The 24,103-nt window shown below is 71.0% G+C and carries 19 protein-coding genes; 9 read left to right on the top strand and 10 right to left on the bottom strand.

The genetic code is table 11. The features are described from left to right. Positions 1-121: 121 nt before the first annotated feature. The gene (locus tag ACFW3L_RS10130) at positions 122-1,258 is read right to left on the bottom strand and encodes a hypothetical protein (RefSeq protein WP_378738519.1); all 1,137 of its coding nucleotides are present in this window, start codon (positions 1,256-1,258) and stop codon (positions 122-124) included. A gap of 168 nt (positions 1,259-1,426) precedes the next feature. Here ACFW3L_RS10130 and ACFW3L_RS10125 point away from each other — a divergent pair, with 168 nt between their 5' ends. From ACFW3L_RS10125 to ACFW3L_RS10105, 5 genes are all read left to right on the top strand, one after another. Then, positions 1,427-1,858: a hypothetical protein gene (locus tag ACFW3L_RS10125; protein ID WP_378738517.1), complete on the top strand. Its 432-nt coding sequence runs from the start codon at positions 1,427-1,429 to the stop codon at positions 1,856-1,858. Between the two features lie 567 nt (positions 1,859-2,425). Then, a complete protein-coding gene (gene rplM, locus ACFW3L_RS10120; RefSeq protein WP_378738514.1) occupies positions 2,426-2,875 on the top strand; it encodes a 50S ribosomal protein L13 in 450 nt (149 codons plus the stop codon). Positions 2,876-2,912: 37 nt separating this feature from the next. After that, complete coding sequence (rpsI, locus tag ACFW3L_RS10115) at positions 2,913-3,422, top strand: 30S ribosomal protein S9 (protein ID WP_378738511.1); 510 nt, start codon at positions 2,913-2,915, stop codon at positions 3,420-3,422. A 164-nt stretch (positions 3,423-3,586) separates the two neighbouring features. Beyond that, entirely contained in the window at positions 3,587-4,924 is a 1,338-nt protein-coding gene (glmM, locus tag ACFW3L_RS10110) for a phosphoglucosamine mutase (RefSeq protein WP_378738509.1), read from the top strand. 157 nt (positions 4,925-5,081) lie between these two features. Beyond that, complete coding sequence (locus ACFW3L_RS10105) at positions 5,082-6,110, top strand: ROK family glucokinase (RefSeq protein WP_378738507.1); 1,029 nt, start codon at positions 5,082-5,084, stop codon at positions 6,108-6,110. A gap of 3 nt (positions 6,111-6,113) precedes the next feature. Here the strand turns inward: ACFW3L_RS10105 and ACFW3L_RS10100 are convergent, their stop codons facing one another. Next, positions 6,114-6,710 carry a Uma2 family endonuclease gene (locus ACFW3L_RS10100; protein ID WP_378738505.1) on the bottom strand — a complete coding sequence of 199 codons (597 nt, stop codon included), beginning with the start codon at positions 6,708-6,710 and terminating at the stop codon, positions 6,114-6,116. Positions 6,711-6,912: 202 nt separating this feature from the next. Here ACFW3L_RS10100 and ACFW3L_RS10095 point away from each other — a divergent pair, with 202 nt between their 5' ends. From ACFW3L_RS10095 to ACFW3L_RS10085, 3 genes are all read left to right on the top strand, one after another. Further along, positions 6,913-7,686, top strand: coding sequence for an SDR family oxidoreductase (locus tag ACFW3L_RS10095; RefSeq protein ID WP_378738502.1), 774 nt, complete (start codon positions 6,913-6,915; stop codon positions 7,684-7,686). 9 nt (positions 7,687-7,695) lie between these two features. Beyond that, positions 7,696-8,460 (top strand): crotonase/enoyl-CoA hydratase family protein, encoded by a 765-nt coding sequence (locus ACFW3L_RS10090; protein ID WP_378738499.1) that lies wholly within the window; start codon positions 7,696-7,698, stop codon positions 8,458-8,460. A gap of 129 nt (positions 8,461-8,589) precedes the next feature. Then, positions 8,590-9,690 carry a DUF6716 putative glycosyltransferase gene (locus ACFW3L_RS10085; RefSeq protein ID WP_378738497.1) on the top strand — a complete coding sequence of 367 codons (1,101 nt, stop codon included), beginning with the start codon at positions 8,590-8,592 and terminating at the stop codon, positions 9,688-9,690. Positions 9,691-9,696: 6 nt separating this feature from the next. Here ACFW3L_RS10085 and ACFW3L_RS10080 read toward each other — a convergent pair whose 3' ends face one another. Further along, complete coding sequence (locus tag ACFW3L_RS10080) at positions 9,697-11,826, bottom strand: acyltransferase family protein (RefSeq protein WP_378738495.1); 2,130 nt, start codon at positions 11,824-11,826, stop codon at positions 9,697-9,699. Between the two features lie 571 nt (positions 11,827-12,397). On the opposite strand from ACFW3L_RS10080, the gene ACFW3L_RS10075 reads away from it, so the two are divergent. Further along, a complete protein-coding gene (locus tag ACFW3L_RS10075; RefSeq protein WP_378738493.1) occupies positions 12,398-13,492 on the top strand; it encodes a CDP-alcohol phosphatidyltransferase family protein in 1,095 nt (364 codons plus the stop codon). A 69-nt stretch (positions 13,493-13,561) separates the two neighbouring features. On the opposite strand, the gene ACFW3L_RS10070 is transcribed toward ACFW3L_RS10075, so the two are convergent. From ACFW3L_RS10070 to ACFW3L_RS10040, 7 genes are all read right to left on the bottom strand, one after another. Continuing rightward, a complete protein-coding gene (locus tag ACFW3L_RS10070; RefSeq protein ID WP_378738491.1) occupies positions 13,562-15,577 on the bottom strand; it encodes a glycerophosphotransferase in 2,016 nt (671 codons plus the stop codon). After that, positions 15,574-17,043, bottom strand: a complete 1,470-nt coding sequence (locus ACFW3L_RS10065; RefSeq protein ID WP_378738489.1) for an SDR family NAD(P)-dependent oxidoreductase — start codon at positions 17,041-17,043, stop codon at positions 15,574-15,576. Before ACFW3L_RS10065 ends, ACFW3L_RS10070 begins: the two co-directional genes overlap by 4 nt. 570 nt (positions 17,044-17,613) lie before the next feature. Continuing rightward, on the bottom strand, positions 17,614-19,170 hold the full coding sequence (locus ACFW3L_RS10060; RefSeq protein ID WP_378738487.1) for an NCS1 family nucleobase:cation symporter-1: 1,557 nt from the start codon (positions 19,168-19,170) through the stop codon (positions 17,614-17,616). A 209-nt stretch (positions 19,171-19,379) separates the two neighbouring features. Next, positions 19,380-20,405, bottom strand: coding sequence for a TIGR03842 family LLM class F420-dependent oxidoreductase (locus tag ACFW3L_RS10055; protein ID WP_378738485.1), 1,026 nt, complete (start codon positions 20,403-20,405; stop codon positions 19,380-19,382). Positions 20,406-20,415: 10 nt separating this feature from the next. Beyond that, positions 20,416-21,822 carry a dihydropyrimidinase gene (gene hydA / locus ACFW3L_RS10050; RefSeq protein ID WP_378738483.1) on the bottom strand — a complete coding sequence of 469 codons (1,407 nt, stop codon included), beginning with the start codon at positions 21,820-21,822 and terminating at the stop codon, positions 20,416-20,418. Between the two features lie 4 nt (positions 21,823-21,826). Then, positions 21,827-22,669: a nitrilase-related carbon-nitrogen hydrolase gene (locus tag ACFW3L_RS10045; RefSeq protein WP_378738481.1), complete on the bottom strand. Its 843-nt coding sequence runs from the start codon at positions 22,667-22,669 to the stop codon at positions 21,827-21,829. A 372-nt stretch (positions 22,670-23,041) separates the two neighbouring features. Then, a complete protein-coding gene (locus tag ACFW3L_RS10040; protein WP_378738479.1) occupies positions 23,042-24,031 on the bottom strand; it encodes a DUF4352 domain-containing protein in 990 nt (329 codons plus the stop codon). Between the last annotated feature and the right edge of the window lie 72 nt (positions 24,032-24,103).

Raw genomic sequence — 24,103 nt, 5'->3', positions numbered from 1 at the left:
GCAGGCCTGTGCGGGCGGAGCCCTGAGCTCCCCCATGAGGACAAGTAGAGCTGGAAACACGGGACGGCGCCACCCTGGTCCACTGGGCTGTGGACAACCGGGGTGGCGCCGCCTCGTGTGGTCAGGCGCGGTCGTCGGCCAGCGCCGAGTGGGCGCTCTCGATGAACCCCTCGCCGATGTCGCGCAGCTCGGTGGCGTCGGCGCCGTCCTCGGTGCCCTCGTCGCTGCCGTCGCTGTTGGCGGACAGGGAGAAGAGGAGGTAGCGGCCCCACTGGCCGCTGCTGCCGTGGCCGCCCGAGTAACCGAGGCGCTCGGCCGGGGTGCCCTCCTCGCCGGGCAGCCCGGCGAACCACGCGGCGCCGACCAGGTCCTGGGCTCCCAGGGCCGTCTCGGCCTCCGCGTCGCTGGGCAGGGCGGCGACCCCGACCGTGACCGCGTGGTTCTGGTCCTCGCTCAGGTAGGACGCGCGCACCAGCTGACGGCAGTCGTTGTCGGTGAGCACCTGGCCGTAGTCGCCGTGGGTGCCCGAGGCGCAGTCCTCGCTGTCATCCACGGCCACGCGGCTGAACGTGCCCTGGCCTTCGATCTCGATCTCCTCGGGGAAGAGGCCGTCCGCGGAGAGGGCTCCCGAGTCGGCGCCCTCGTCGGAGACCGTGGCCGCGCCGGTGCCGCCGGAGCCGAAGTAGAAGGCGCCGCCGCCAGCGATCGCCAGCAGGGCGACGAAACCCGCGCCCATGAGGACGAGCTGGCTCCGGGGGCGCTTCCGCGCGGGCCCGTCGTCGTAGTCCTCGTAATCGTCGTAGTCGTCGTAGTCGTCCCGCACGCTCTGGACGTCGAACTGGGCGGTGTCCGCACCGGCGTCCTCGGGAACCTCGTCCCGGTAGAGCGGACGGGCACCCCCGGAGGGAGCGGCCGGGACCGCTCTCAGGTTCTGGGTCGCTCCCATGGCGTCGGCCGGGAAGACAGGCTCCTCGGAGGGCCGGGGCGGCTCCGGCGGCTGGACGGGGTACGACGGCGGCCGACCACCGGAGGGCGCGCCGTGCGGGGGCATCCCCGGGGCTCCGGGGCCTCCGGGCGGGCCCGGCGGAAGGGAGTTGGGCGGGGGCGGGATCGGTCCGCGCATCGACGGCTGGCCGCCGGTGGGCATCGCCTGGGGGCCGCCGGGCGGAATCTGGGGGCCGCTGCCGGGAGGGCCCTGGGGCGGGCCGGGCTGGCCGTGGGGCGGCTGCGGTGGACGGCCCTGGGCGTGCGGAGGCATCGGCCCGCCCTGACCGGGGTGCGGTGCCCCGGGAGGAAGGGGCGGGCCCGGGTGGGGGTGGCCGGGAGCCTGCGGTCCGGTGACCGGCCGTCCGGGGCCGGGAGGGCCGCCGTGGGGGGCGCCGGGGGGAACGTTCGGCCCGCTCTGAGTGAGATGTCCCATTCCGGGGTGGCCGCCGGTGGGGGCACCGGGACCGCCGGGACGGGGTCCGCCCTGCTGTGGGCCGCCCGGGTGGGGCGGTGCCTGCGGGCCGCTCGGGCCGGCGTGCGGCGGGAGCTGGGGGCCGCTGTGCGCACCGGGAACACCCTGCGGCCCGGTGCCGCCCTGGGGCGGCTGCGGGAACTGGCCGTGCGGGGGGAGGCCCGGAGCGGGCTGCGGCGGCTGCGGGCCGGAGTGCCCGGCGTGCGCCGGGAACTGCGGACCCGAGGGGCCCGCGTGCGGCGGGAACTGCGGCCCGGATGTGGAATGCTGGCCCTCAGGCTGGGAGGGCGCACCGAGCAGGTCCCGACCGTCGCCTGCCTCCGGCTGGAGAGGTCGTCCGTCTGGGCCGTACTGAGGCGGGTTCGGATGGGTACTGATGGGAGTCTCCGAAGGCTCTGAGAGTGGGACTGGGCCGCGGTTCGCCGGGCCCGTGGCCTGTGTCCGCGCTGGGGCTTCCGTACTGCTTCAGCGGACGTTCGGCGATCGTGACGGGCGTCTCCAAGGTGCGGCGCGCCGCCCGTGGTACCGGGCGGATACCGGCCTTTTGGTGCAAGGGTAACCAACGCGTGGGCGAGAGCAGGACGAAGCACTCCCGGCGACAGGCATAATAAAAGGCGGAGAGGTCACGGATGTGAACCCGTCCCGGCGCTTTCCCGCCAGACGTATCCCATCGGTCGGCCCGACGCTCGCTTTGACCTGCGTTAGGGTGGACAGGTAGGATATTTCGTCGTTGTGCGTTGAGTTGCCGTGGGCCCCAAACTCCCGAAGCTGGGTGCCGATCCACGCACCATCGTCTGCGCACTCACGACCGGGTCGTCCTGATTGGACATGGGACATCCGGCCAAGTAACAGCCCCGCACCCGCGGCGGCTGTTCCCGGCCCCGCACCCGTAGGGGTGTTCCGTAATACGAGTCCACCATCCCGTTCGGGATGGGGCAGCCGACTGAAGAGCGAAGGCGAACGATCGTGCGCACATACAGCCCCAAACCAAGCGATGTCCAGCGTCAGTGGCACGTTGTCGACGCTACCGATCTCGTGCTCGGGCGTATGGCGAGCCAGGTCGCCACGCTGCTTCGGGGCAAGCACAAGCCCTACTACGCGCCCCACATCGACACCGGCGACTTCGTCATCGTCGTGAACGCCGAGAAGGTCGCCCTGACCGGCAAGAAGCTGGACCAGAAGCGTGCCTACCGGCACTCCGGTTACCCCGGCGGTCTGCGTTCGATCGCGTACGCCGACCTGCTGGAGAAGAACCCCGAGCGGGCCATCGAGAAGGCCGTCAAGGGCATGCTCCCCAAGGGCTCCCTCGGCCGTCAGATGGGCAAGAAGCTCAAGGTGTACGCCGGTGCGGAGCACCCGCACCAGGCCCAGCAGCCGGTTCCGTTCGAAATCAAGAAGATCGAGCAGCCCGCCTAGGCGTTCGCAGACTTTTACAGGAAGCACGAGGATAACCGTGGTCGAGCCCACCGGCATCGAAGACGTCGAGCAGGAAATCGCCGAGAACCCGGAGGACTTCCCCTCCGAGTACACGAGCGAGTCGGACGAGACGACCGCCGCCTACGTCCCCACCGCGTCCGGCCCCAGCGCCGGTACCGGTCGTCGTAAGCAGGCCGTCGCCCGCGTCCGCATCGCCCCCGGTTCGGGCGAGTGGAAGATCAACGGCAAGCCGCTTGATGTCTACTTCCCGGACAAGGTCCACCAGCAGACGGTCAAGGACCCCTTCGTCTCCCTCGGGTTCGACGGCGCCTACGACGTCTTCGCCCGTCTTGACGGCGGCGGCACCAGCGGCCAGGCCGGCGCCCTGCGTCACGGCATCGCCCGTGCGCTGGCGACCCTGGACGCCGAGAACAACCGTCCGACCCTGAAGAAGGCCGGCTTCCTCACCCGTGACGACCGTGAGGTCGAGCGGAAGAAGGCCGGTCTCAAGAAGGCGCGCAAGGCTCCGCAGTTCTCCAAGCGCTAATGCTCATGCGCCGGCTCCTGCTCGGCTGAGCTTTCGCCCGTACGTCGTTCCCTCTGTCGGGGACGGCGTACGGGCTTTTGGTTTTTCCGGTGGCTTTCTCGGCCACGCTGAAATTCACCGGCGCCGGCTCTCTCCGGCGCCGCTTTCGAAAGGGGCTGTCGCCTGTGGCTCGGCTGTTCGGAACCGATGGTGTACGCGGTCTCGCGGGACGCGACCTGACCGCTTCGCTCACCCTGGAACTGTCCATCGCGGCGGCGAGGGTCCTGGCCCGTGCCGAGGGGGAGCGGCGACCGCTCGCGGTGGTCGGCCGCGATCCCCGCGCGTCCGGTGAGTTCCTGGAGGCCGCGGTCGTCGCGGGCCTGGCGAGCACCGGTGTGGACGTCGTGAAGGTCGGCGTGCTGCCCACACCGGCCGTGGCCTATCTCACGGGTGCCCTGGGCGCCGACTTCGGTGTGATGCTCTCGGCCAGCCACAACCCGGCTCCGGACAACGGGATCAAGTTCTTCGCCCGGGGAGGCCAGAAGCTGGAGGACGCCCTGGAGGAGGAGATCGAGGGCATGCTCGGCGTCCCCTCGACCCCCGCCGTGGGCGACGCGGTCGGCCGGGTCACGGAGTCCCACGACGGCGCCGAGCGGTACACCCAGCACGTCCTGGACTCGCTCCCGCACGCCCTGAACGGGCTCAAGGTGGTCATGGACTGCGCCCACGGAGCGGCCAGCACGGTCGCCCCCGAGGCGCTGCGCCGAGCGGGCGCGGAGGTCATCGCGATCGGTGACCAGCCCGACGGCCACAACATCAACCAGGGGTGCGGGTCCACCAGCCTGGCGGCCCTCCAGGAGGCGGTGCGGCTGCACGGCGCCGACGCCGGTATCGCCAACGACGGCGACGCCGACCGCTGCCTGGCCGTGGACTCCGAGGGCAACGTGGTGGACGGCGACCAGATCCTGGCGATCCTGGCCACGGAGGCCAAGGACGCCGGGCGTCTGGAGAAGGACACCCTCGTGGTGACGGTCATGTCGAACCTCGGCCTGAAACTGGCGATGGCGCGCGAGGGCGTCACCGTGGTGGAGACCGCGGTCGGTGACCGGTACGTGCTGGAGGAGATGAAGCGCGGCGGGTTCGGTCTGGGCGGCGAGCAGTCCGGCCACGTGATCCTGCTCGACCACGCCACCACCGGCGACGGTCTGCTGACCGGCCTTCACCTGCTGGCCGCGATGGCGCACCGGGGCCAGGGCCTGGCCGAGCTGGCCAAGGTGATGACCCGCCTGCCGCAGGTGCTCATCAACGTCCCCGACGTGGACCGTTCCCGGGCGGCGGAGTCCGAGGAGCTGGCCGCCGCCGTCCGCGAGGCCGAGGCGGAGCTGGGCGAGACCGGGCGGGTGTTGATCCGCCCGAGCGGGACCGAGCCGAAGGTGCGGGTGATGGTGGAGGCCCCCGAGCTGGAGCAGGCCACGGCCGTGGCCGAGCGTCTGGCCGGGGTGGTGCGCACCGCCCTCGCGTAGGGCGTTCCTCCCACGATTCGAGCGCGCATCCGGGCACACGTCGGCCCGGGTGCGCGTTCTCGTGTGTGTGCGGTGTGGTGGGGCGGCCCCCGGCGGGCCGCTGCCTAGGGTCGGATGACCGGGGGCCACTGGTCCCCGGCGGGTGGAGCGGAGCGGCATGATGACGAACGCGCGGTACGGGCACTCCCTCACCGTCGGTGTGGACATCGGGGGGACCAAAGTCGCGGCCGGGGTGGTCACCCCCGGCGGCCGGGTGCTGGCGCGGCTGCGCACCGAGACCCCGGCGCGGAGCCGGAGCGCCACGGTGGTGGAGGACACGATCGTGTCGGTCGTGTCCGAGCTGCGTCGGGAGTACCGGGTGCGTGCCGTGGGCGTGGGCGCGGCGGGGTTCGTCGACGAGCGCCGTTCCCGGGTGCTGTTCGCCCCGCACCTGTCCTGGCGTGAGGAGCCGCTCAGGGACGCGCTCTCCGTGCGTCTCGGGCTGCCCATGGTGGTCGAGAACGACGCGAACGCCTCGGCCTGGGCCGAGGTGCGGGCAGGCGCCGCGCGGGGCGTGGACGACGTCGTGGTGGTCAACCTGGGCACGGGGATCGGTGGCGCGATCGTCCTGGGCGGGGAGCTCAGACGCGGACGCTACGGGTTGGCGGGCGAGTTCGGTCACATGACGGTGGTGCCGGGCGGGCACCGCTGTGAGTGCGGTAACCGGGGTTGCTGGGAGCAGTACGCGAGCGGGAACGCGCTCACCCGTGAGGCCCGCGAGCTGGTGTCGGCGGAGTCCCCGGTGGCGGAGGTGCTGTGGCAGGCCGTGGGCGGGGACCCGGCGCTGATCACGGGGCCGCTGGTGAGCGAGCTCGCGCGGAAGGGGGACCGCGCCTGTCGTGAGCTCCTGGAGGAAGCGGGCGGGTGGCTCGGTGTGGGGTTGGCCAACCTGGCGGCGGCCTTCGACCCGGAGCTGTTCGTGATCGGCGGTGGAGTGTCCGAGGTGGGTGAGTTGCTGCTCGGCCCGGCCCGGAGCGCCTTCGCGAGGAGTCTGACCGGCCGGGGTTACCGGCCGGAGGCCCGTGTGGTCGCCGCGGCCCTGGGCAACGAGGCGGGACTGGTGGGCGCCGCAGACCTCGCGCGCGAGGCCCTGCCGAGGGGTCGCGGACGCCGCCGCCAGCAGCGCCTGGGCAGGGCCCGGTGGTGAGGGTCAGCGCCGAGGGGCCAGCGCCCGCACGTCGACGTCGATCGGGAAGGGCACGTCCAGCTTGAGCCGCTCCCGGGCGATGGTGGTCGGGACGTAGCGGGGATCACGGCCCCCGTCGAGTTCGTACACGTGGATCGCGGGCCCCGTCTCCTCCGGTTCGATCCGCCAGAAGTGCGGGATTCCGGCTGCCGCGTACTTCATCGGTTTGGTGGTGCGGTCCCGCTCCCGGGACTCCGGGGAGACGATCTCGATCGCGATGAGGACGTCCTCGGGCGGGACGTGGGTGGCCTGGTACCAGTCGAGGTGGTCGTCCCTCCCCTCCTCGAACTCGTAGACGAGGATGTCGGGTTCGGGCCGCTGGTACTTGCCCAGCTTCATCGTCATCTCGGCGAGGACATCGACGCACTTGGGTGCCATGTCCTGGAGTTCGTGTGCCAGGTTGATCATGACGTGCGAGTGAAAACGGGTCTGGGGGGAAAGCAAGACGAGCGCTCCGTCGATGAGTTCCATCCGGGGTACCCCCGGAGGAAGTCGGTCCATGTCATCAGCGGTCCAGCCCCCGGGCGGGGTGAGGAACCAGTCGGGGAGCGGCTCGGCCATCGAATCCTCCTGGGTCGATTCCTGGGGCCACTCTAGTGTCGCTGTTCTTCGCATGACAGGAAGGTAGCGCTGAGTGACGACAGAAGAACGTGCCTTGCTCATACCCGCTCCAGTGGGTTCCAACGGCGCTGGTCAGGGCGTTACCCGTGATTAACCGAACCCGGTTCTAGTGCGCGGGTCACATTCTCTGTAGAGTGCGGCCATGGATCTCAACGAAATCTCCGCCCTCGTCTCGGGCGGCGCCAGCGGCCTCGGTGAGGCCACCGCCAAGGAACTCGCCTCCGCCGGAGCCACCGTCGTCATCGCCGACCTCAACGCCGAGCGCGGCGAGGCGGTCGCCAAGGAGATCGGTGGCGTCTTCGTCTCCACCGACGTCTCCCAGGAGGACCAGGTCAAGGCGGCCGTCCAGGCCGCCGTCGACACCGGAAAACCCTTCCGGGTCGCGGTCTCCTGCGCCGGGATCGGCTGGGCGACCCGCACGGTGGACCGGAACGGCAACCCCCACGACCTGGACAGCTACCAGAAGGTCATCCAGGTCAACCTCATCGGCACCTTCAACGTGCTGCGCCTGTCGGCGGCCGAGATCGCGAAGACCGAACCGGTCAACGAGGACGGCGAGCGCGGCTCCATCCTCAACACCGCCTCCCTCGCGGGCATCGAGGGCCAGATCGGTCAGATCGCCTACTCCTCCTCCAAGGGCGGCGTGATCGGTATGACCCTCCCTGCGGCGCGCGACCTCGCGGCCATCGGCGTCACCGTGAACACCATCGCCCCCGGCATCCTGGAGACGCCCATCTACGGCGACGGCCCGGGCTCGGAGGAGTTCAAGCAGCGCCTCGCCGCCCCGGTCCCCTTCCCCAAGCGCCTGGGCACCGCCGCCGAGTTCGGCAAGCTGGCCCGGACCCTGCTGGAGGTCAGCTACGTCAACGGGGAGGTCGTCCGGATCGACGGCGGCCTCCGCATGCCCCCGAAGTAGGAGGACACCGTGTCCGACGAGGTTCTCTACACGGCTGAGGACGGCGTCGCCGTCATCACCATCAACCGTCCCAAGGCGAAGAACGCCGTGAACGCGGCGGTCGCGACGCGCATCGCGGAGGCCCTGGACGACGTGGACGCCCGCAAGGACGTCAACGTCGCGATCATCACCGGCGCCGGTGGCACCTTCTGCGCCGGGATGGACCTCAAGGCCTTCATGAAGGGCGAGGTCCCGGTGGTCGAGGGACGCGGGTTCGGCGGCTTCGCCGAGCGCGGCCCCAAGAAGCCCCTCATCGCGGCGGTCGAGGGGTACGCCCTCGCGGGCGGGTTCGAGGCGGTGCTCGCCTGCGACCTGGTCGTGGCGGCGGACGACGCGAAGTTCGGCATCCCCGAGGTCAAGCGCGGCCTGGTCGCCGGAGCCGGTGGGCTCCTCCGCCTCCAGCACCGCATCCCACGCAACATCGCGATGGAGTTCGCCCTGACCGGTGACTTCGTCGGCGCGGGACGCCTGGCCGAGCTCGGTCTGGTCAACCAGGTCACCGAGAGCGGAGGCGCCCTGGAGGGTGCCCGCGCCCTGGCGGCCCGGATCACCCCCAACGGCCCGCTGGCCCTGAAGGTCTCCAAGCAGATCATCCAGGCCTCGGACGACTGGTCCTCGGACCAGATGTGGGACCGGCAGAACGAACTGGCGGGCCCCGTGTTCGTCAGCCAGGACGCCATGGAGGGGGCGATCGCGTTCGCCGAGAAGCGCGACCCCGTCTGGAAGGGCGAGTAGCGCCCGCACACCCGGCGGCCGTCCCCGAGGGGCGGCCGCCGTTCGCCTTCTCCCAACCATGCGTTCCCGAGTGGTCACTCTCCGTGTGTAGCCTGGGAGCTCCATCCGGAACGCCAAGGAGGCGGCTTCGTGACCCTCATTCCCACTGGGAGCCGCCCCGCTACCCGGGTCGGGGCGCCCACGATCCTGGCGGTGTCCGACTCGTCGGAGCGGGTCGGTCTCACCGTCGCCATGCTCGACCGGCTCTCCGGAGCCGGAACCACGGTCGGGCTCGCGGTGGCCCGCACCGACCGGACCCCCTCCCCGGCCCGGATCCGTGACGAGACCGAGGGCAGTCGGCAGGCCGGGCTGCGCGTCCCGGTGCTCACCGCGCGCCAGGTCCGCTCCCTGGTCCGACGCCACCGGCCCGACGTCGTGCTGCTCAACTGCTCAGGTCCGCTGGTGGAGACGCTGTCCTGCTCCCTGAGGTCCGTGGTCCGCCGGTACCGGCCGGTGGTGGTGTCCGCGCTTCCGGCGCTCTCGCTGCCCGCGGCGGAGGGGGAGTGGCTGCACCGTTCCAGGGTCGACCTGCTCGTGGCGCACAGCCGCCGCGAGGTCGCGGAGTACACCGCCCTGGGGGAGAGCCTCGGCGTCCGGGGTGAGGTGGGGCTGGGCAGCCTGCCGCTCGGGCGGCGGAGCGAGGACCGGGGCGCCCGGCGTGACCGGATCGTGTACGCCGCCCACCCCGGGGCGCCGGACACCGAACGCGGGCGCCGGAGCGTCCTGCTGGCCCTCACCGAGCTGGCGGAGAGCCGACCCGACCTGGAGGTCGTCGTCCACCTCGGACGGGATCCGGGAGACCGCCTCCCGTTCGTGGAGTCCTGGCGCTCCCTGGTCCGCGCCGACCTAACGGAGGACCACACCCTGGTCTTCCGGTCGGGGCGTCTGTCCGACCAGCTCGACCGGGCGCGCGGTCTGGTGGCGGTCGGTTCCGCCGCGGTGGTCGAGGCCCTCGCGCACCGGGTGCCCACCCTGGTCCTCACCGACTTCGGGGTCGGTCCGGGGGCGGGCAACGCGGTCTTCGAGGGCAGCGGCCTGTTCGGCACCCTGGCGGACCTGCGTGCCACCCGGTTCCGGCGGCCCAGCCGGGAGTGGGGCGAGCAGAACCACTTCCACGCGCCCGAGCACGACGACTGGGTGGACCGCCTGCGCGTGCTGCACGGGCGCAGGCTCCGGGGCGAGCTCGGCTGAGGCCCGTCAGGACTGGTTGCCGCCCTCCTCGGCGGCTGCCTCCTGGAGCGGCAGGGCGGCCTCCGCGAGGGTCAGCTCCGCCTCGGGCGCCCGGTTCGCGGCGGCCAGCAGATAGGGCTCCATGACCATCGCCAGGGACTGGGAGAAGGAGTACGAGAAGTGGTTGGTGTCGTAGTACACCAGCTGGTTCCCGATCACTCCGTGGCACACCTCCTCCTGGCACAGGTAGTTGGTCATGTCCAGGAAGCGGGTGTTGGCCGGGACGTCGGTGAGCTCCTCGTAGGGGGCCTCCGCCGCCATCGAGTGGGACCTCGGCTCCGCGCACTCCGACCGGTGGTTGCGGTCGGTGCAGTCGGGGACCCGGAAGGAGAACCGGGGGGTGTCCCGGACCGCGACGACGTCCACGCCCCGCTCGTCGAGCTGGCGCCAACGCTCCACGAAGCCCGCGGGGACGTGCTCGTCGGGGCCGGTGCGCACGCTCGTCAGCGAGGCCAGGGTGAAGACCGTGTCCGGCTCCAGTTCGTCCAGCGCGGCCATGACGTTGTCGTTCCACTGGGTGCACTCGGGGAACTCCGACCCCCGGTACCACTGCTCCTCGGCGCTGAACTGGCAGGCGTTCTTGGTCATGGTGACCAGTCGCCACCCGTGCTGGTCGGCCAGGGTCTCCAAAGCCTGGAACCAGTGCCGGACGTGGGAGCTGCCCACCAGGGCGATCGTGTAGTCGGAGCGCACGTCCCCGAACTCGCAGGTGACCACCTCCGGCTGGTTGCTCAGCGCGTTGCACTCACGGGTCTGGTCGATGGTGTCCCGGGCGACCGTGGTCGTGTCCGGGTAGATCGGCAACGCGGGCAGGTTCCGCGCCAGGTCCTGATCGAGGTGGACCGCGGCGCCCGGGTAGGCGAGCGGGTTCGAGCTGAGCTCGGTGCGCAGCTGCCGGTCGCGTTCGATCGACTGCCCCCACAGGGAGCCCGCCACCAGCACGGGGACGACGAAGAGCACTCCGGCCGCCAGCGACCACACCGGGGTGCGGAGCCCGCGGGTGGCCCGGTTCACGCCGCCGTCCACCAGCCAGCTGGTGGCCAGCGCCGCCGCGAGGGACACCGCCAGGACGAGGAGGCCGCCGCCGGGGGTGGGACGGTCCAGGCCGGTCAGCTCCAGGTGCAGGACGAGCACCGGCCAGTGCCACAGGAACAGGGTGTAGGCGTGCCCGCCCAGCCAGGTCAGCGGGCGGGCGCCCAGGAGCCGGTTGGCGGACAGTCGGCCGTTCTCCGCCCGGCCCGCGCCCGCGAGGATGATCAGCAGGGCCGCCAGGGTGGGCCACAGGGAGGCGTAGCCCGGATAGGGCAGGGAGTCGCCGATCACGAACCCGCACAGGACCAGCGCGACCAGCCCGAGCCACCCGGCGGCCGTCCGCGCCCAGCCGGGCAGGTCCACCCGGTGCACGAAGAGCGCGAGCAGACCGCCCAGGGCCAGTTCCCACAGGCGGGCACCGGTGTCGAAGTAGGCCCACACCGGCTCGGTCGAGGTGATCCACAACGAGTAGGCGAAGGAACCGGCGAAGACCGCGCCCACCGCCACGGCGGCGCCCCGGCGGACCGACCGGCCCAGCCGGACGGCGACCAGCGCGGCGACGCCGATCAGGACCGGCCACAGCAGGTAGAACTGCCCCTGCACGGCCAGGGACCAGAAGTGCTGGACGGGGCTGGCGGCGGAGTTCTCCGCCATGTAGTCGACCGATCCCAGCGCCAGGTGCCAGTTCCCGTAGTAGAGGGCGGCCGCCCACACGTCCTCGATGACGGTCGTCCACTGGGAACGCGGGAAGTACGCGTGGGCCGTCACCAGGACGGCGGCGAGCACGACCGCGCCCGCGGGGAAGAGCCGCTTGACCAGCTTGGTCCAGAAGGCGGCGACGTCGACGCGCCCGTCGCGTTCCATGGCCCGGACCAGCGACCCGGTGATGAGGAAGCCGGTGAGCAGCAGGAAGACGTCGACTCCGCCGGAGACCGTGCCGAACCAGATGTGGTAGACGGCGATCAGCAGGGCGGCGACGGCGCGCAGCCCCTCGATGTCGGGGCGGCGGCGGGTCACGTGGGGTGTGACGGGGTCGTGGGCGCGGTTCAGGGCGGAAACGGACACGGGTCTGCCTCGGGCTCGAAGGAGGTGAGGGCAGGGGCCAGCCGGGCCGTTCGGGCGACGGGGTGCCGGGCACGCGGTGGGGGCTGAGGGAGACGCCCTGCCGGTCCAGTATCAGCAGCACCGGGGTGTGTCCTGTGTGAGGGACGGGGGCTGTTGTCGAGTCGAGATGGAATCTGTGTGAATGCGTATCCCTGAACAGGGAGAACGTGTGCGACGGATCACATGGGCAGCGGTGGCGCCTCCCGCGCGGGCTACGTCGCTCCCGGAACTCGGTGGGGAACGCGCCCCCTGGCGTTCATCACGATGTGTCCCGATGTTGGTTCGTGTGAACCCCTTCGTTCACTTCGGCGTCTTCCTTCGGCTGACGAACACATGAGAGATGCCCCGGAGTGCGGCCCTGACCGCGTCGGACCCCGGTCTTCGGTCCCCCCCTGCGAATGCTGGCACCGACATCCCCCAGGCAACCTCCGACGACGGCTGCGCGTCACGGGTCCCGCTAACCCCGTGACGCGAGTTGCCCTCCGCCGCCTCGCGCGGCGGCACCCCCAGAACATGCTCTGGAGTCACTGGAATGTCATCCTTCACCCTCCAAGACGTACGGGAACAGACCTACAAACCGCGTGACTCGTGGTGGACGGTCTGGTTGGTCGATCCCCTCGCGTCCCGCCTGGTGCGCTTCACCGCCAACCGCACCTCGATCACCCCCAACCAGCTCACGCTGGCGGCCCTGTTCCTCGGCCTGCTCGCGGCGCTCTGCTTCTGGCTCGGCGACTGGTACTGGCTGCTCACCGGAGCGGTCCTCTTCCACCTGAGCTTCGTGCTCGACTGCATGGACGGCAAGGTCGCCCGGCTCAAGGGCAACGGCTCGGTCTTCGGTAGCTGGCTGGACTACGTCTTCGACCGCATCCGTGTGCTGATCTGCGGTATCGCCCTCATGGGCGGCCAGTTCGCCCTCACGGGGGACCCGCTCTTCCTGTGGGTCCTGCTCGGCATCGTCTTCACCGACATGTTCCGGTACCTGAACTCACCGCAGATGGCCAAGGTCCGCTCGGCCATGCGCCGTCACATCGCGCAGGCCATCCGCGAGGTCGAGGAGCACGCCCAGGACCAGGACACCAGCGGCGTGCGCCGTGCGGCCGCGGAGTTCGACGACGACGCGGGCGACGACGACGGCGTCACCATCGGCCGGGACGAGCAGGTCAACGCCCCCGCCCCCGCCGCCCGCGCTGGGAGCCGTTCGGACGACGCGGCGAGGTCGGAGGAGTCCGAGGACGCCGACGGGTCCGAGGCCCCTGCCGCCCTCACCCCGAACCGCAAGGCCCGGGCGCTTCAGAGCACAGCCCTCCAAGAGGGCTTCCACCAGCGGTTCCCCTGGTACCGGCGCTACCGTGACGTGCTGCGCGGCAGCCGTATCCGCCCGCACCTGTTCAGCGGCATCGAGTTCCAGATGGGCGTGTTCATCGTCGCCCCGCTGGTCGGGATGTTCTCCGCCGTCGGCATGGTGGTGACCATCGTCGCCTCCGCCGCCATGATGCTCGCCTTCGAGATGCTCATCATCTACAAGCTGTGGCTCTCCACCCGGGAGTTCGCCCGCGTCACCCGGGACATCAACCAGGCCCTCGAAGAGCTGGAACTGGCCGCGCCCGAGAACCGGAAGGCCGCCTGACACCCCCACGTGCACACGGAAGGGCCCGCGCGACGCTCGCGCGGGCCCTTCCGTGGTGTTCGGGGACGGTCAGTCGCCCACGGGCACCGGGGTGCCGGCGGGGCCCCGGAACGGGTCGGCCGGGATCGGCTCGGCGGTCGCGCCGACCGGGAAGTCCAGCAGCGCCCGCTCGTAGAGGTCGTTCACGGCCGTGTTGAACCGGGTCAGCGAGTCCGGCTCGTCCGGGCCCAGCAAATACCGCTTGAGCACCGCGCGACGACCGGCCAGCTCGTCGCCCCCCGGCTCGCGGGCGGCGGCCAGGACGGTCTCCAGCCCCGCCAGACCCGGGCGCAGCACGTAGCCCGCGCCCGCCGACGGGAACTGCCGACGGAACTCGTCGTCGTCGCTCCCCTGCATGTCCACGATCGCGTACGGCTTCCCGCTGGCGACGAAGTCCGCGACCACGCTGGAGATGTCACTGACCATCACGTCGGACTCGTTGAAGCACGAGAACAGCGACGGCAGGGTGTCGGTGACCACGTGGTGGCGCAGGGGGCCGGACGAGGTCCAGTACAGGGTGTGCCAGCGCTCCAGCAGCTCCCGGTAGCCGACCAGGTCCTCGGCGGTCACCCGCTGCTCCGAGGCGCCCTCCCGGAAGGCGTCGATCCGTTCCCGCAGTTCGGTGAGCTCGCGGACGGCCTCCGGAGTCACCGGCTCCAGGCGACCGTTGGCCTCCTCGATCAGCTCGATGATCCGCCGGTGCGCCGCTCCGGCGGCGGGGGCGCGCCGCCCCAGCAGCGGGTGCGGCTTGTAGATCACCCGGACCGGTTCGGATCCCCCGACCAGGCGCTCCACCAGCTCCAGCCCGGCGGTGTCCGCCGAGGTGAGGTAGTTGTTGTCGTCCACGCCCTCCCAGGTGGGCGCGTAGATGACGGTCGGTACCGCGCGCTGTTCGGGCGGCCGGTGCCCCCGTACCTCGACCAGCTGCGGACGGCCCACCTCGACCACGTCACGGTCGTCGATGGCGTGCCGGACCCGCTCGTAGCGGTCCCGGCCTCCGCGCCCCGCCACCCAGATCTCGTCGAAGATCCGGCTGACGCGGTTGCTGCTGGGCAGCTTGTCGCTGTCGCCGTGGCCGACGAACACGTGCTTGATCTCGGCGCGCTGGATCAGGTGGATGTTCTTGCCGGTGTTGCCCGGGTACAGGGCCACCCGCACCGCCGAGAGGTCCAGGGCGGCCAGGTCGTCGGCGCGCGGCACACACACCACCGGCAGCGAGGTGGGCTCCAGGTGGGGCAGGTTCCCGCGTTCGCGGAAGATCACCAGGGCGCGCCGGTCGGCCTTCTCCAGGGCGTCCAGCCACATGTTCGCCTGATAGACGGCGTTCTGCTGGCCCACGCCGAAGGTGAAGTACAGGACCACCTCGGGCTCGATCTCACGCAGCGCGCGGTTGACCCCCTCGATGACCTCCTCGTCGGACGGCGCCCGCAGGTGGGCCAGGAAGACCGGGACCGCGAGCAGGACCGCGCTCAGCGCCAGGAGCACCGTGAGAGCCGCGCCGAGCTCGGCCAGGACGCCCGGGCCGCCCGCGAGGAAGCCGACGGCGCCGAGGACCAGCGGGAGGTCGGCCAGCAGGAGACGGCTCATGGACAGCCAGCGCAGCGGCTCGGGAACCTCGGGGGTCCGGAGCCCGGGCAGGTCCAGGTTGCGGGTCTTCACCGGCAGCTTGGCCCGGCGGAACACCTGGTGGCGGAGCAGGTCGTAGGCGAGGGTCAGCACGAAGAACGCGGCCACGCTGCCAGCGGTCCACCAGTAGGCGGGGGTGCCGACCGCGTCCACGGAGACGTAGAGCGCCAGCACCAGGGCCTGCCGGGCCAGTGTGCGGACGGTCAGGCCGACCCGGATGCGGCTCAGGACCTTGCTGAGCACGGTGACGCGCTGGGAGACCAGCCACTCGGTGGCGTAGAGGACCAGCGCCAGGACGCCGAAGATCCAGACCTGCGCCATGGCGACCTCGATCGCCTGGAGGAGGAAGGTCAGGCCCATGATCCCGAGGACGGCCAGGGCGGTGCTGTCCAGCCCGATCCGCGCGAGGTAGTTCTTCACTTCGCCGCTTCCCGTTCCTTCTCGTGCGTGCGGGCTCCGGACAGGGCGAGGCTCTCCCTGCGCACGTCGACGACGTGGCCGGTCAGGTCGGAGAGGAGGACGTCGACGGAGGTGCGGGCGACCTGGTCGGAGCTGAGCAGGCTGCCTGCGGGCTCGTCCCCGAAAGCCCTGGTGCGCATGGGTGTCTGGGTGCGTTCGGGGTTGATGCAGTTGATCCGCACCCCGTCGGCCGACCACTCGTCGGCCAGCGCCTGGGTGAGGTTGACCGTGGCGGCCTTGGTGGAGGAGTAGAGGCTGTACTCGGCGCGGCCCCGGGTGTAGGAGCTGGACGTGTACAGCAGCAGCTGCCCGCCGGTCCGGGCCAGGTACGGGAAGGAGGCGCGGGCGATGTTCACCGGCGCCAGGTAGTTGACCCGGAGGGTGTCCTCGATCTCGGCGGGGTCAGTCTGGTCCAGGCGGCCGATGCGCAGCACCCCGGCGGTGTTGACCACGAAGTCCACGCGCCCGGTGGCGGTGTAGGCCTGCTCCAGGGCACCGGCGACGTCGTCCGGGTTGGCCACGTTGGTGCGGGTGGCGCTGCGGGAGTAGCGGAAGACGCGGGCGCCGTGCTTCTCGGCCAGGTCCGCGACACCGGCGCCGATGCCGTAGCTGCCGCCGAAGACCACGACGGTCCTGCCGGAGAGCTGGCGCTCGTAGTCGTCCTCGGAGAGCTCCGGCGTGGCGGAGGTGGCGAGTTGGAAGAGCTTGTCCGCGATGAAGATGTCGACCGGCTGGGTGACCTTCATGTTCTGCTCCTCACCGGCGACCACGTGGATGGGCACGTCGGGGGAGTAGCGCAGGACGACGGAGCAGTCGTCGGTGGCCTCGAAGCCGGGGTCCTCCCACGCGTGCGCGTACGCGTCGCGGATGGTGGAGAGCCGGAAGGCCTGCGGGGTCTGCCCGCGGCGCAGCCGCGACCGCTGGGGGACGTCGGTGATGAGCTCGTCGTCGACCTCGATGATGGTGTCCGACGACGGGATGGCCACGTCCACGGCCTCGTGGGTCTCCAGCGCGGTGACGCAGTCCTCGATGATCCGCTGGGAGAGCATCGGTCGCACGGCGTCGTGGAAGAGGACGTTGGTGGTGGCCGCGGGGAGGTGGGCCAGCGCGTCCAGGGCCAGCTGCGTCGTGGCGTTGCGCGAGGTGCCGCCCGGGATCACCTGGGTGACCTTGGACAGTCCGGCGCGGTCGACGATGCTCTGGGCGTCGGTGACGAAGCCCGGGTTCATCATCACGATGACCTCGTCCACTCGCTCGGCGCGCTCGAAGATGGTGAGCGTGTGCTCCAGGATCGTCTTCCCGGCGATCTTGAGCAGCTGCTTCGGTGTCGCGAGGCCGATGCGTTGACCGCTGCCGCCCGCCAGCACGACCGCCACGGTGCGGGTGGCGGGGGCGGGGATGGGACGCGGGGTGGTGATATCAGGCAAGTTCGTCTCCCGTGGAACTCGTGGAAACTCTGTGCCCGACCTTGGGGGAACAACGTGCTCGGTGGTGGCACGTCAGGCCGAGTCGCGGATGACCGTGACGCCCCGTGGGGTGAAGGGTTTCTCGGATGGTGTACTGACGTTCTTCTGGTGTTCACGCACGATTCGCGCGGGAACTCCACATTGATGACGGCATGGGGCACGATCCGGTTCACACGACGGTGTGACGTGTTGCCCGCGAGGTCGCGGTGGCGTGAGGTGCCTGAGAGGTCCGCTGGCCGTCGTCCCCACGGGAAGGATGCCCGGGGGATGTACGCAGATTTCGACGTTACCCCCCTCTGACCACGGAAAACAACGAAACATGCCGTGCTGTTCGGCACGCTGTGTCCGGTTGGTCTGCCCGGGAAGCGGGGCCGCGCCCGGCGTGTCGTGACATACCGGACCCGGACCCCGCGCGTTCGTGAACCGGCCAGTCGGACACGGGGGCGGAAAAGGGCCGACCCCGGTTCCCGGATCGTGAGTGATCACTTCGGGAAACCGGGGTCGGGGACCGCGGGGCTGGCGCCCCGGGGCTCAGGCGGCGGGCTCGGTGGGCCTTCCCGCGGCGGTGAGGTCGGCCTCGTGCTGGCGGCGGTCCGGAACGAACCGGCCCAGCCCCCAGTGCAGCAGCAGCGCGGTGAGCAGGGCCACCACCCAGCCGTAGTCGGCCAGCGGGGCCAGGAACCCGATGAGCGGACCCGAGCCCAGGTCGGCGCCGCCCACGGCCAGCAGCGCGCCCACGCCGAAGGCCACCAGCGCGCGCCAGTTCCAGCCGCGCGAGTACCAGTACTCGGAGTCACGCGTGTAGAGCGCGGGCAGGTTCACCCGGGTGCGGCGCAGCAGCCAGTAGTCGGCCAGCAGGATGCCCGCCACCGCGCCGAGCAGGCTGCCGACCGTGCCCAGCCACGAGAAGATGTAGACGTTCTCGTCCTCCATGAGCTTCCAGGGGAAGATCATGACCCCCAGGAACGACGTGGTGATCGCGCCCACCCGGAAGCTGAACCAGTTCGGCTTCAGGTTGGCCAGGTCGTAGGCGGGGCCCACCAGGTTCGCGGCGATGTTGGTGGACACGGTCGCCAGCAGCACCACGAAGATCGCGAAGAGCAGGCCGATCCCGCTGCCCATCTGGTTCACGACGTCGATCGGGTTCCACAGTGCCTCGCCGTAGACGACCGAGGTCCCGGCCGTCACCATGACCGCGATCAGCGAGAAGAGCGTCATCGTGGTGGGCAGGCCCAGCGACTGGCCGAGGACCTGGGAGCGCTGCGAGGAGGCGAACCGGGTGAAGTCGCTGATGTTCAGGGTCAGGGTCGCCCAGTAGCCGATCACGCCCATGAGCGAGGGGAAGAACAGCACCCAGAACGACGGACCCCAGCCGAGGCCGTCCTCCGTGCTGAGCATCGGCCCGAAGCCGCCCGCCTCGTAGGCCATCCACGCCAGCAGCGCCACACCGCCGACGGCCATCAGCGGCGCCGCCCAGACCTGGAGCCTGCGCACGCCCTCCATGCCCCACAGGATGATCGCGACCTGCACCAGCCAGAACAGGCCGAACGACAGCCACAGCGTCCACGCGTACCCGCCGATCGCGGCGGCGCCGGTCCAGGAGTCACCGAACAGGCGACCGGCCAGGACGTACACGCCCTGACCGCCGACCCACGTCTGGATGCCGAACCACCCGCAGGCGACGGCGCCGCGCAGCAGGGCGGGCAGGTTGGCGCCGCGCAGGCCGAAGGAGGACCGGGCGAACACCGGGAACGGGATGCCGTACTTGGCGCCCGCGTGCCCGGTGAGCACCATCGGCAGCAGCACGATCAGGTTGCCCAGCACGATGGTGACCATCGCCTGCCGCCAGTCCATCCCGGCGGCGATCAGCCCGCTGGCCAGCGTCCACGCGGGGATGCTCACCGACATGCTCACCCACAGCGCGGTGAAGCTCCCGGTGCCCCAGGTCCGCTTGGACATGGGGACGGGCTGGAGGTCGTCGTTGACGAACGGGCCGTCGGGGAGCGTGGTGCCCTCGGGCATCGACACCCGACCGTCGGGGTGGACGACCTGGGACGTTGACTCTGGCGCGGGTGGTGAGTGGGACACGGGTCACCTGTGTTTCGGTGGTGCTGACGGGGAGCGAGTGCGTGGGCGCGACGCAGGTCCCACGCGCGTGCGGCCTGTGCGGGAACCCGGTCATACCCGAAATATCCTGATCTGCTTCAGGCCATCGAATATCTTCGCACGTCATCCGTGTCGTACTGACGCCTCGTGGGCGGTCCCGGCCGGGACCGCCCACGAGGGCGGAGGGGCGGTCAGGCCACGGGTTCCCCGGACAGCGCCGGGACGACCTCCCTGCCGTAGGTGTCGATCACCCCGTCGACGTCGTCGTGCATGGCGTAGACCGCGAACTGGTCCACCCCCAGGGCACGGAGCCGCTCCAGCTTCTCCACGTGGTCGGAGACCGACCCGAGGAGGCAGAACCGGTCCACGATGGCGTCGGGGACGAAGTCGGTGTCGGGGTTGTCCACCCGACCGTGGTGGCTGTAGTCGTAGCCCTCCCGGGCCCTCACGTAGTCGGTGAGCTCCTGGGGCACCACGTCGGACTGGTCGCCGTACCGGGCCACGAGGTCCGCGACGTGGTTGCCGACCATCCCCCCGAACCAGCGGCACTGCTTCCTGGCGTGCGCCAGTCCCTCGGCCGACCCGTCGGTCACGTAGGCGGGCGCGGCCACGCAGATCCGCACCGCGTCGGGCCCACGCCCGGCGGCCTCGGCGGCCGTCCGCACGGCCCGCACCATCCACTCGGTCAGGTAGGGGTCCGCGAGCTGGAGGATGAAGCCGTCCGCCTCACGCCCCACCATGTCGAGGGCCTTGGGACCGTACGCGCCCATCCACATGGGCAGGGAACCCCCACGCACCCAGGGGATGCGCATCCCGGTCTCGCCCATCCGGGCCTCGCGGCCCTCGGCGAGGTCCCGGATCACCGTCATCGCCTCGGAGAGCTGGGCCAGCGTGGCGGGTTTGCGTCCGGCCACGCGCAGGGCGGAGTCGCCCCGGCCGATCCCGCAGACGGTCCGGTTGCCGTGCATGTCGTTGAGGGTGGCGAACGTCGACGCCGTCACCTCCCACGAGCGGGTGCTCGGGTTGGTGACCATCGGGCCGACCACCATCCGTTCGGTCCGGTCCAGCACCCGGCTGTGGATGACGAAGGGTTCCTGCCAGAGCACCGCGGAGTCGAACGTCCACCCGTGGGTGAAGCCGTGCCCCTCGGCGCGGACCATCCGTTCGATCAGCAGGTCGGCGGGCGGATCCGTCTGGAGGACGAGTCCGAAGTCCATGTGAGCCTCCTCAGACCAGGTACTGGCAGGTGGACCGGGGCACGTAGGAGCCGTCACCGGCCGAGCCCAGGTAGGAACCGTCGTCCACGATCACGCGACCGCGTGAGAGCACGGTGCGGGCCCGGCCCGTCACCCGCTTCCCCTCGTAGGCGGAGTAGTCCACGTTCATGTGGTGGGTGGCGGCCGAGAGGGTCTGCTCGGCGCCGGGGTCGTAGACCACCAGGTCGGCGTCGGCTCCCGGGGCCACGGTGCCCTTCTTCGGGTACATCCCGAACATGCGCGCCGGGGTGGCGCAGGCCAGCTCGATCCACCGGCGGCGGCTGATGTGCCCCTCCACCACGGCCTGGTGCAGCAGGTCCATCCGGTGCTCCACCCCCGGCATGCCGTTGGGGATCCGGGAGAAGTCGCCCACGCCCAGGTCCTTCTGCCCGACGAAGCAGAACGGGCAGTGGTCGGTGGAGACCACGGACAGGTCGTTGGTGCGCAGCGCCCGCCACAGGTGCTCCTGGTGGTCCCGGGGGCGCAGCGGTGTGGAGCACACGTACTTGGCGCCCTCGAACCCCGGCTCGGCCAGGTTGTCCGTGGACAGGAACAGGTACTGCGGGCAGGTCTCCCCGAACACGTTCAGGCCCAGGTCCCGTGCGCGCGCCAGCTCGGCCACGGCCTCGGTCGCGGACACGTGCACGACGTACAGGGGCGCACCCGCCACCCGGGCCAGCTGGATGGCGCGGTGGGTGGCCTCGGACTCCAGCAGGGCCTTCCGGACCTCCCCGTGGTACCGGGGGTCGGTCCGGCCCTCGGCCAGCGCCTGCTCCACCAGGACGTCGATGGCGATGCCGTTCTCCGCGTGCATCATGGTGAGCGCGCCGTTGGCGGCGCCGCGCTGCATGGCCCGCAGGATCTGCCCGTCGTCGCTGTAGAACACGCCCGGATAGGCCATGAACAGCTTGAACGAGGTGATGCCCTCGTCCACGAGAGCGTCCATCTCCTTGAGGGAGGAGTCGTTGACGTCGGACAGGATCGCGTGGAAGGCGTAGTCGACGGCACAGGCACCGTCCGCCTTGGCCATCCACGCGTCCACCCCGGCGCGCACGGACTCGCCCGGCCGCTGGATCGCGAAGTCGACGATGGTGGTGGTGCCGCCCCACGCGGCGGCGCGGGTGCCGGTCTCGAAGGTGTCGGCGGAGCGGGTGCCGCCGAAGGGCATCTCCATGTGGGTGTGACCGTCCACGCCGCCCGGGACGACGTAGTGGCCGGTGGCGTCGATGGTCCGGGCGCCGCTGGCGGCCCAGGAGCGGGCCGGGTCGCTGCCGCGCAGGGCGAGCGCGGCCACCTTGCCGCCCTCGACGAGGACGTCCGCCTCCAGTTCCTCGGAGGCGGTGACGACGAGGCCGCCGCTGATGAGGGTTCGGGTCATGGGCCTACCCCTCCACCAGCGGTCCGTACGCGTCCGGTCTGCGGTCCCGGTAGAACGCCCACTGCTGGCGGACCTCGTCGACCAGGTCGAGGTCGAGGTCGCGCACGACCAGCTCCGCGTCGGTGTCGGAGGCCACGTCCCCGACGAACCGGCCGCGCGGGTCCACGAAGTAGCTGCTCCCGTAGAAGTCGTTGTCGCCGTACTCCTCGACCCCGACCCGGTTGATCGCCGCCACGAAGTACGCGTTGGCCACGGCCGCCGCGGGCTGCTCCAGCTTCCACAGGTAGGCGGACAGGCCCCGGCTGGTGGCGGAGGGGTTGTAGACGAGCTGGGCCCCGGCCAGGCCGAGTGCACGCCACCCCTCGGGGAAGTGCCGGTCGTAGCAGATGTAGACGCCGATCCGCCCGACCGCCGTGTCGAAGACCGGCCAGCCCAGGTTGCCGGGACGGAAGTAGTACTTCTCCCAGAAGCCCTTCACCTGCGGGATGTGGTGCTTGCGGTACTTGCCGAGGTACGTGCCGTCCGCGTCGATGACGGCTGCGGTGTTGTAGTAGAAGCCGGGCTTCTCCACCTCGAAGACCGGCAGCACCATGACCATGTTCAGTTCCCTGGCCAGGGCGCCGAACCGGGTGACGGTGGGGCCGTCGGGGACGGGCTCGGCCCAGCGGTGGTGTTCGGGCTCCTGCACCTGGCAGAAGTAGGGGGCGTTGAAGACCTCCTGGAAGCCGATGACCCGCGCTCCCTGGGCGGCGGCGTCACGTGCGTACTTCTCGTGGGCGGCCATCATGGATTCGGCGTCACCGGTCCACTCGGTCTGTACGAGTGCGGCCCGGACGGTGTGCGGCATGGTTCCCTCGCTCCTCTTCGAGCGCCGCCCCGACTGCGGGCGGCGAAGGACGCGGCCGGCGCGTTGTAGAGGTCGCACCTTAGGTAAGAGGGGAATGGCCGGTCAACGTCCGACATCCGGGCGACGGAAAAGAAACGGGTGAAGTGTGCGCACTCCCGTGGCCACGGTTACCAATGTCCTTTGTGCGGCGAAATCAATTCGGAGGAAGCGACAGGTTTCGCCGTGCTCGGGGCGTGGATTTTCATGCCTTCGCACACGCGCCCGAGGGCGGCCGGGCGGGTGTGCCCGGCCGCCCTCGGGCGGTACCGCCCGGACCGTGGTCGCGGTCCGGGGTCAGGGGGTGCGGCCGGTGTACGCCCGGCCCGGAACGGGTCAGCCGGTGACGTCGACCTCGATCTCGTCGCCGCCCAGGAACTCGGCGCTCAGGCCCATGTGGGAGATGTCGGCGGGGTTGTCGACGTCGAAGACGATCGGCACGACCTCGGAGTCACCCGGGGCGATGTCGACGTCCATCGTGAAGTTCGAGTCGAAGCCCTCCGTCGCGACGTAGTCCTCCTGGATGGCCTCGCCGGAGTAGGTGTAGAGGTGCTGCTCGTCGCGCCAGAACTCGATGTCCTCGTTGCCGTCGGGAGTGACGTTCACGTACACCACGACGTACTCGCCGTAGGGAGTGTGCCCCGGGACGTCGGCGCCGACCTCGATCTCCGTGATCGTGAAGACCATGCCGTTGTGGCTGACCTCCTCGCCGATCCCCGGCATGTCCGGGTTCGAGCGCTCCTCGTTCCCGAGGCCGGTGCTGGTGTCGCCGGAGGTCCCGCCGGTGCCCTCGGACTCCTCGGACTCCTCGGACTCCGAGGTGCCGCCGGAGGACCCGCCGCCGTAGCCGTCGTCACCGCCGTCGTCGGCGAGGAAGAAGACGAGGAGGACGACCAGGGCCACACCGATGACGAAGAGACCGCCGCAGCCCAGGCTGATCCACAGCCAGGGGCCGCCGCCCTTGGACGGAGGAGGGGTGGGCGGGCCGTACTGGCCGCCCGCGTACTGGCCGCCGTAGGGGTCGCCGCCGTAGCCGGGGCCGCCCGGGGCACCGTAGGGGTCACCGCCGTAGGGGCCGCCGGGGCCACCCGGGCCGCCCGGGCCGCCGGGGGGCATCCCGCCGGGCGGGGGCGGGCCCATGGGCGGCGGTCCGCCGGGAGGCATCCCGCCCGGGGGCATCCCTCCGGGGGGCATGCCGCCGGGCGGCGGGCCCATCGCGGGCTGGCCCCCGGAGGGCGGGCCCATGGCGGGCTGACCGCCGGAGGGCGATCCGTAGGGAGGACCACCCTGATAGGGGTCCTGTCCGTGGGGAGGAGGCTGATTCATGGGGTCCTTGGCTTTCTTCCGCGGTGCTCACGGTGAGCGGGAGCGTGTGACCGGGCCACGCCAGGGGGATCT

It is taken from the genome of Nocardiopsis sp. NPDC058789 (genome assembly GCF_042745575.1).
GTDB classification, from domain to species: domain Bacteria; phylum Actinomycetota; class Actinomycetes; order Streptosporangiales; family Streptosporangiaceae; genus Nocardiopsis; species Nocardiopsis eucommiae.
This window is presented reverse-complemented; position numbering and strand designations above follow the sequence as displayed.

Excerpts from the sequence above, each read along its gene's own strand:
- ACFW3L_RS10130 (WP_378738519.1), bottom strand. The coding sequence starts at position 1,258 with ATGCCTCCGCACGCCCAGGGCCGTCCACCGCAGCCGCCCCACGGCCAG.
- ACFW3L_RS10105 (WP_378738507.1), top strand. The coding sequence starts at position 5,082 with ATGATGACGAACGCGCGGTACGGGCACTCCCTCACCGTCGGTGTGGAC.
- ACFW3L_RS10100 (WP_378738505.1), bottom strand. The coding sequence starts at position 6,710 with ATGGCCGAGCCGCTCCCCGACTGGTTCCTCACCCCGCCCGGGGGCTGG.
- ACFW3L_RS10095 (WP_378738502.1), top strand. The coding sequence starts at position 6,913 with ATGGATCTCAACGAAATCTCCGCCCTCGTCTCGGGCGGCGCCAGCGGC.
- ACFW3L_RS10075 (WP_378738493.1), top strand. The coding sequence starts at position 12,398 with ATGTCATCCTTCACCCTCCAAGACGTACGGGAACAGACCTACAAACCG.
- ACFW3L_RS10055 (WP_378738485.1), bottom strand. The coding sequence starts at position 20,405 with ATGGACTTCGGACTCGTCCTCCAGACGGATCCGCCCGCCGACCTGCTG.
- hydA (WP_378738483.1), bottom strand. The coding sequence starts at position 21,822 with ATGACCCGAACCCTCATCAGCGGCGGCCTCGTCGTCACCGCCTCCGAG.
- ACFW3L_RS10045 (WP_378738481.1), bottom strand. The coding sequence starts at position 22,669 with ATGCCGCACACCGTCCGGGCCGCACTCGTACAGACCGAGTGGACCGGT.
- ACFW3L_RS10040 (WP_378738479.1), bottom strand. The coding sequence starts at position 24,031 with ATGAATCAGCCTCCTCCCCACGGACAGGACCCCTATCAGGGTGGTCCT.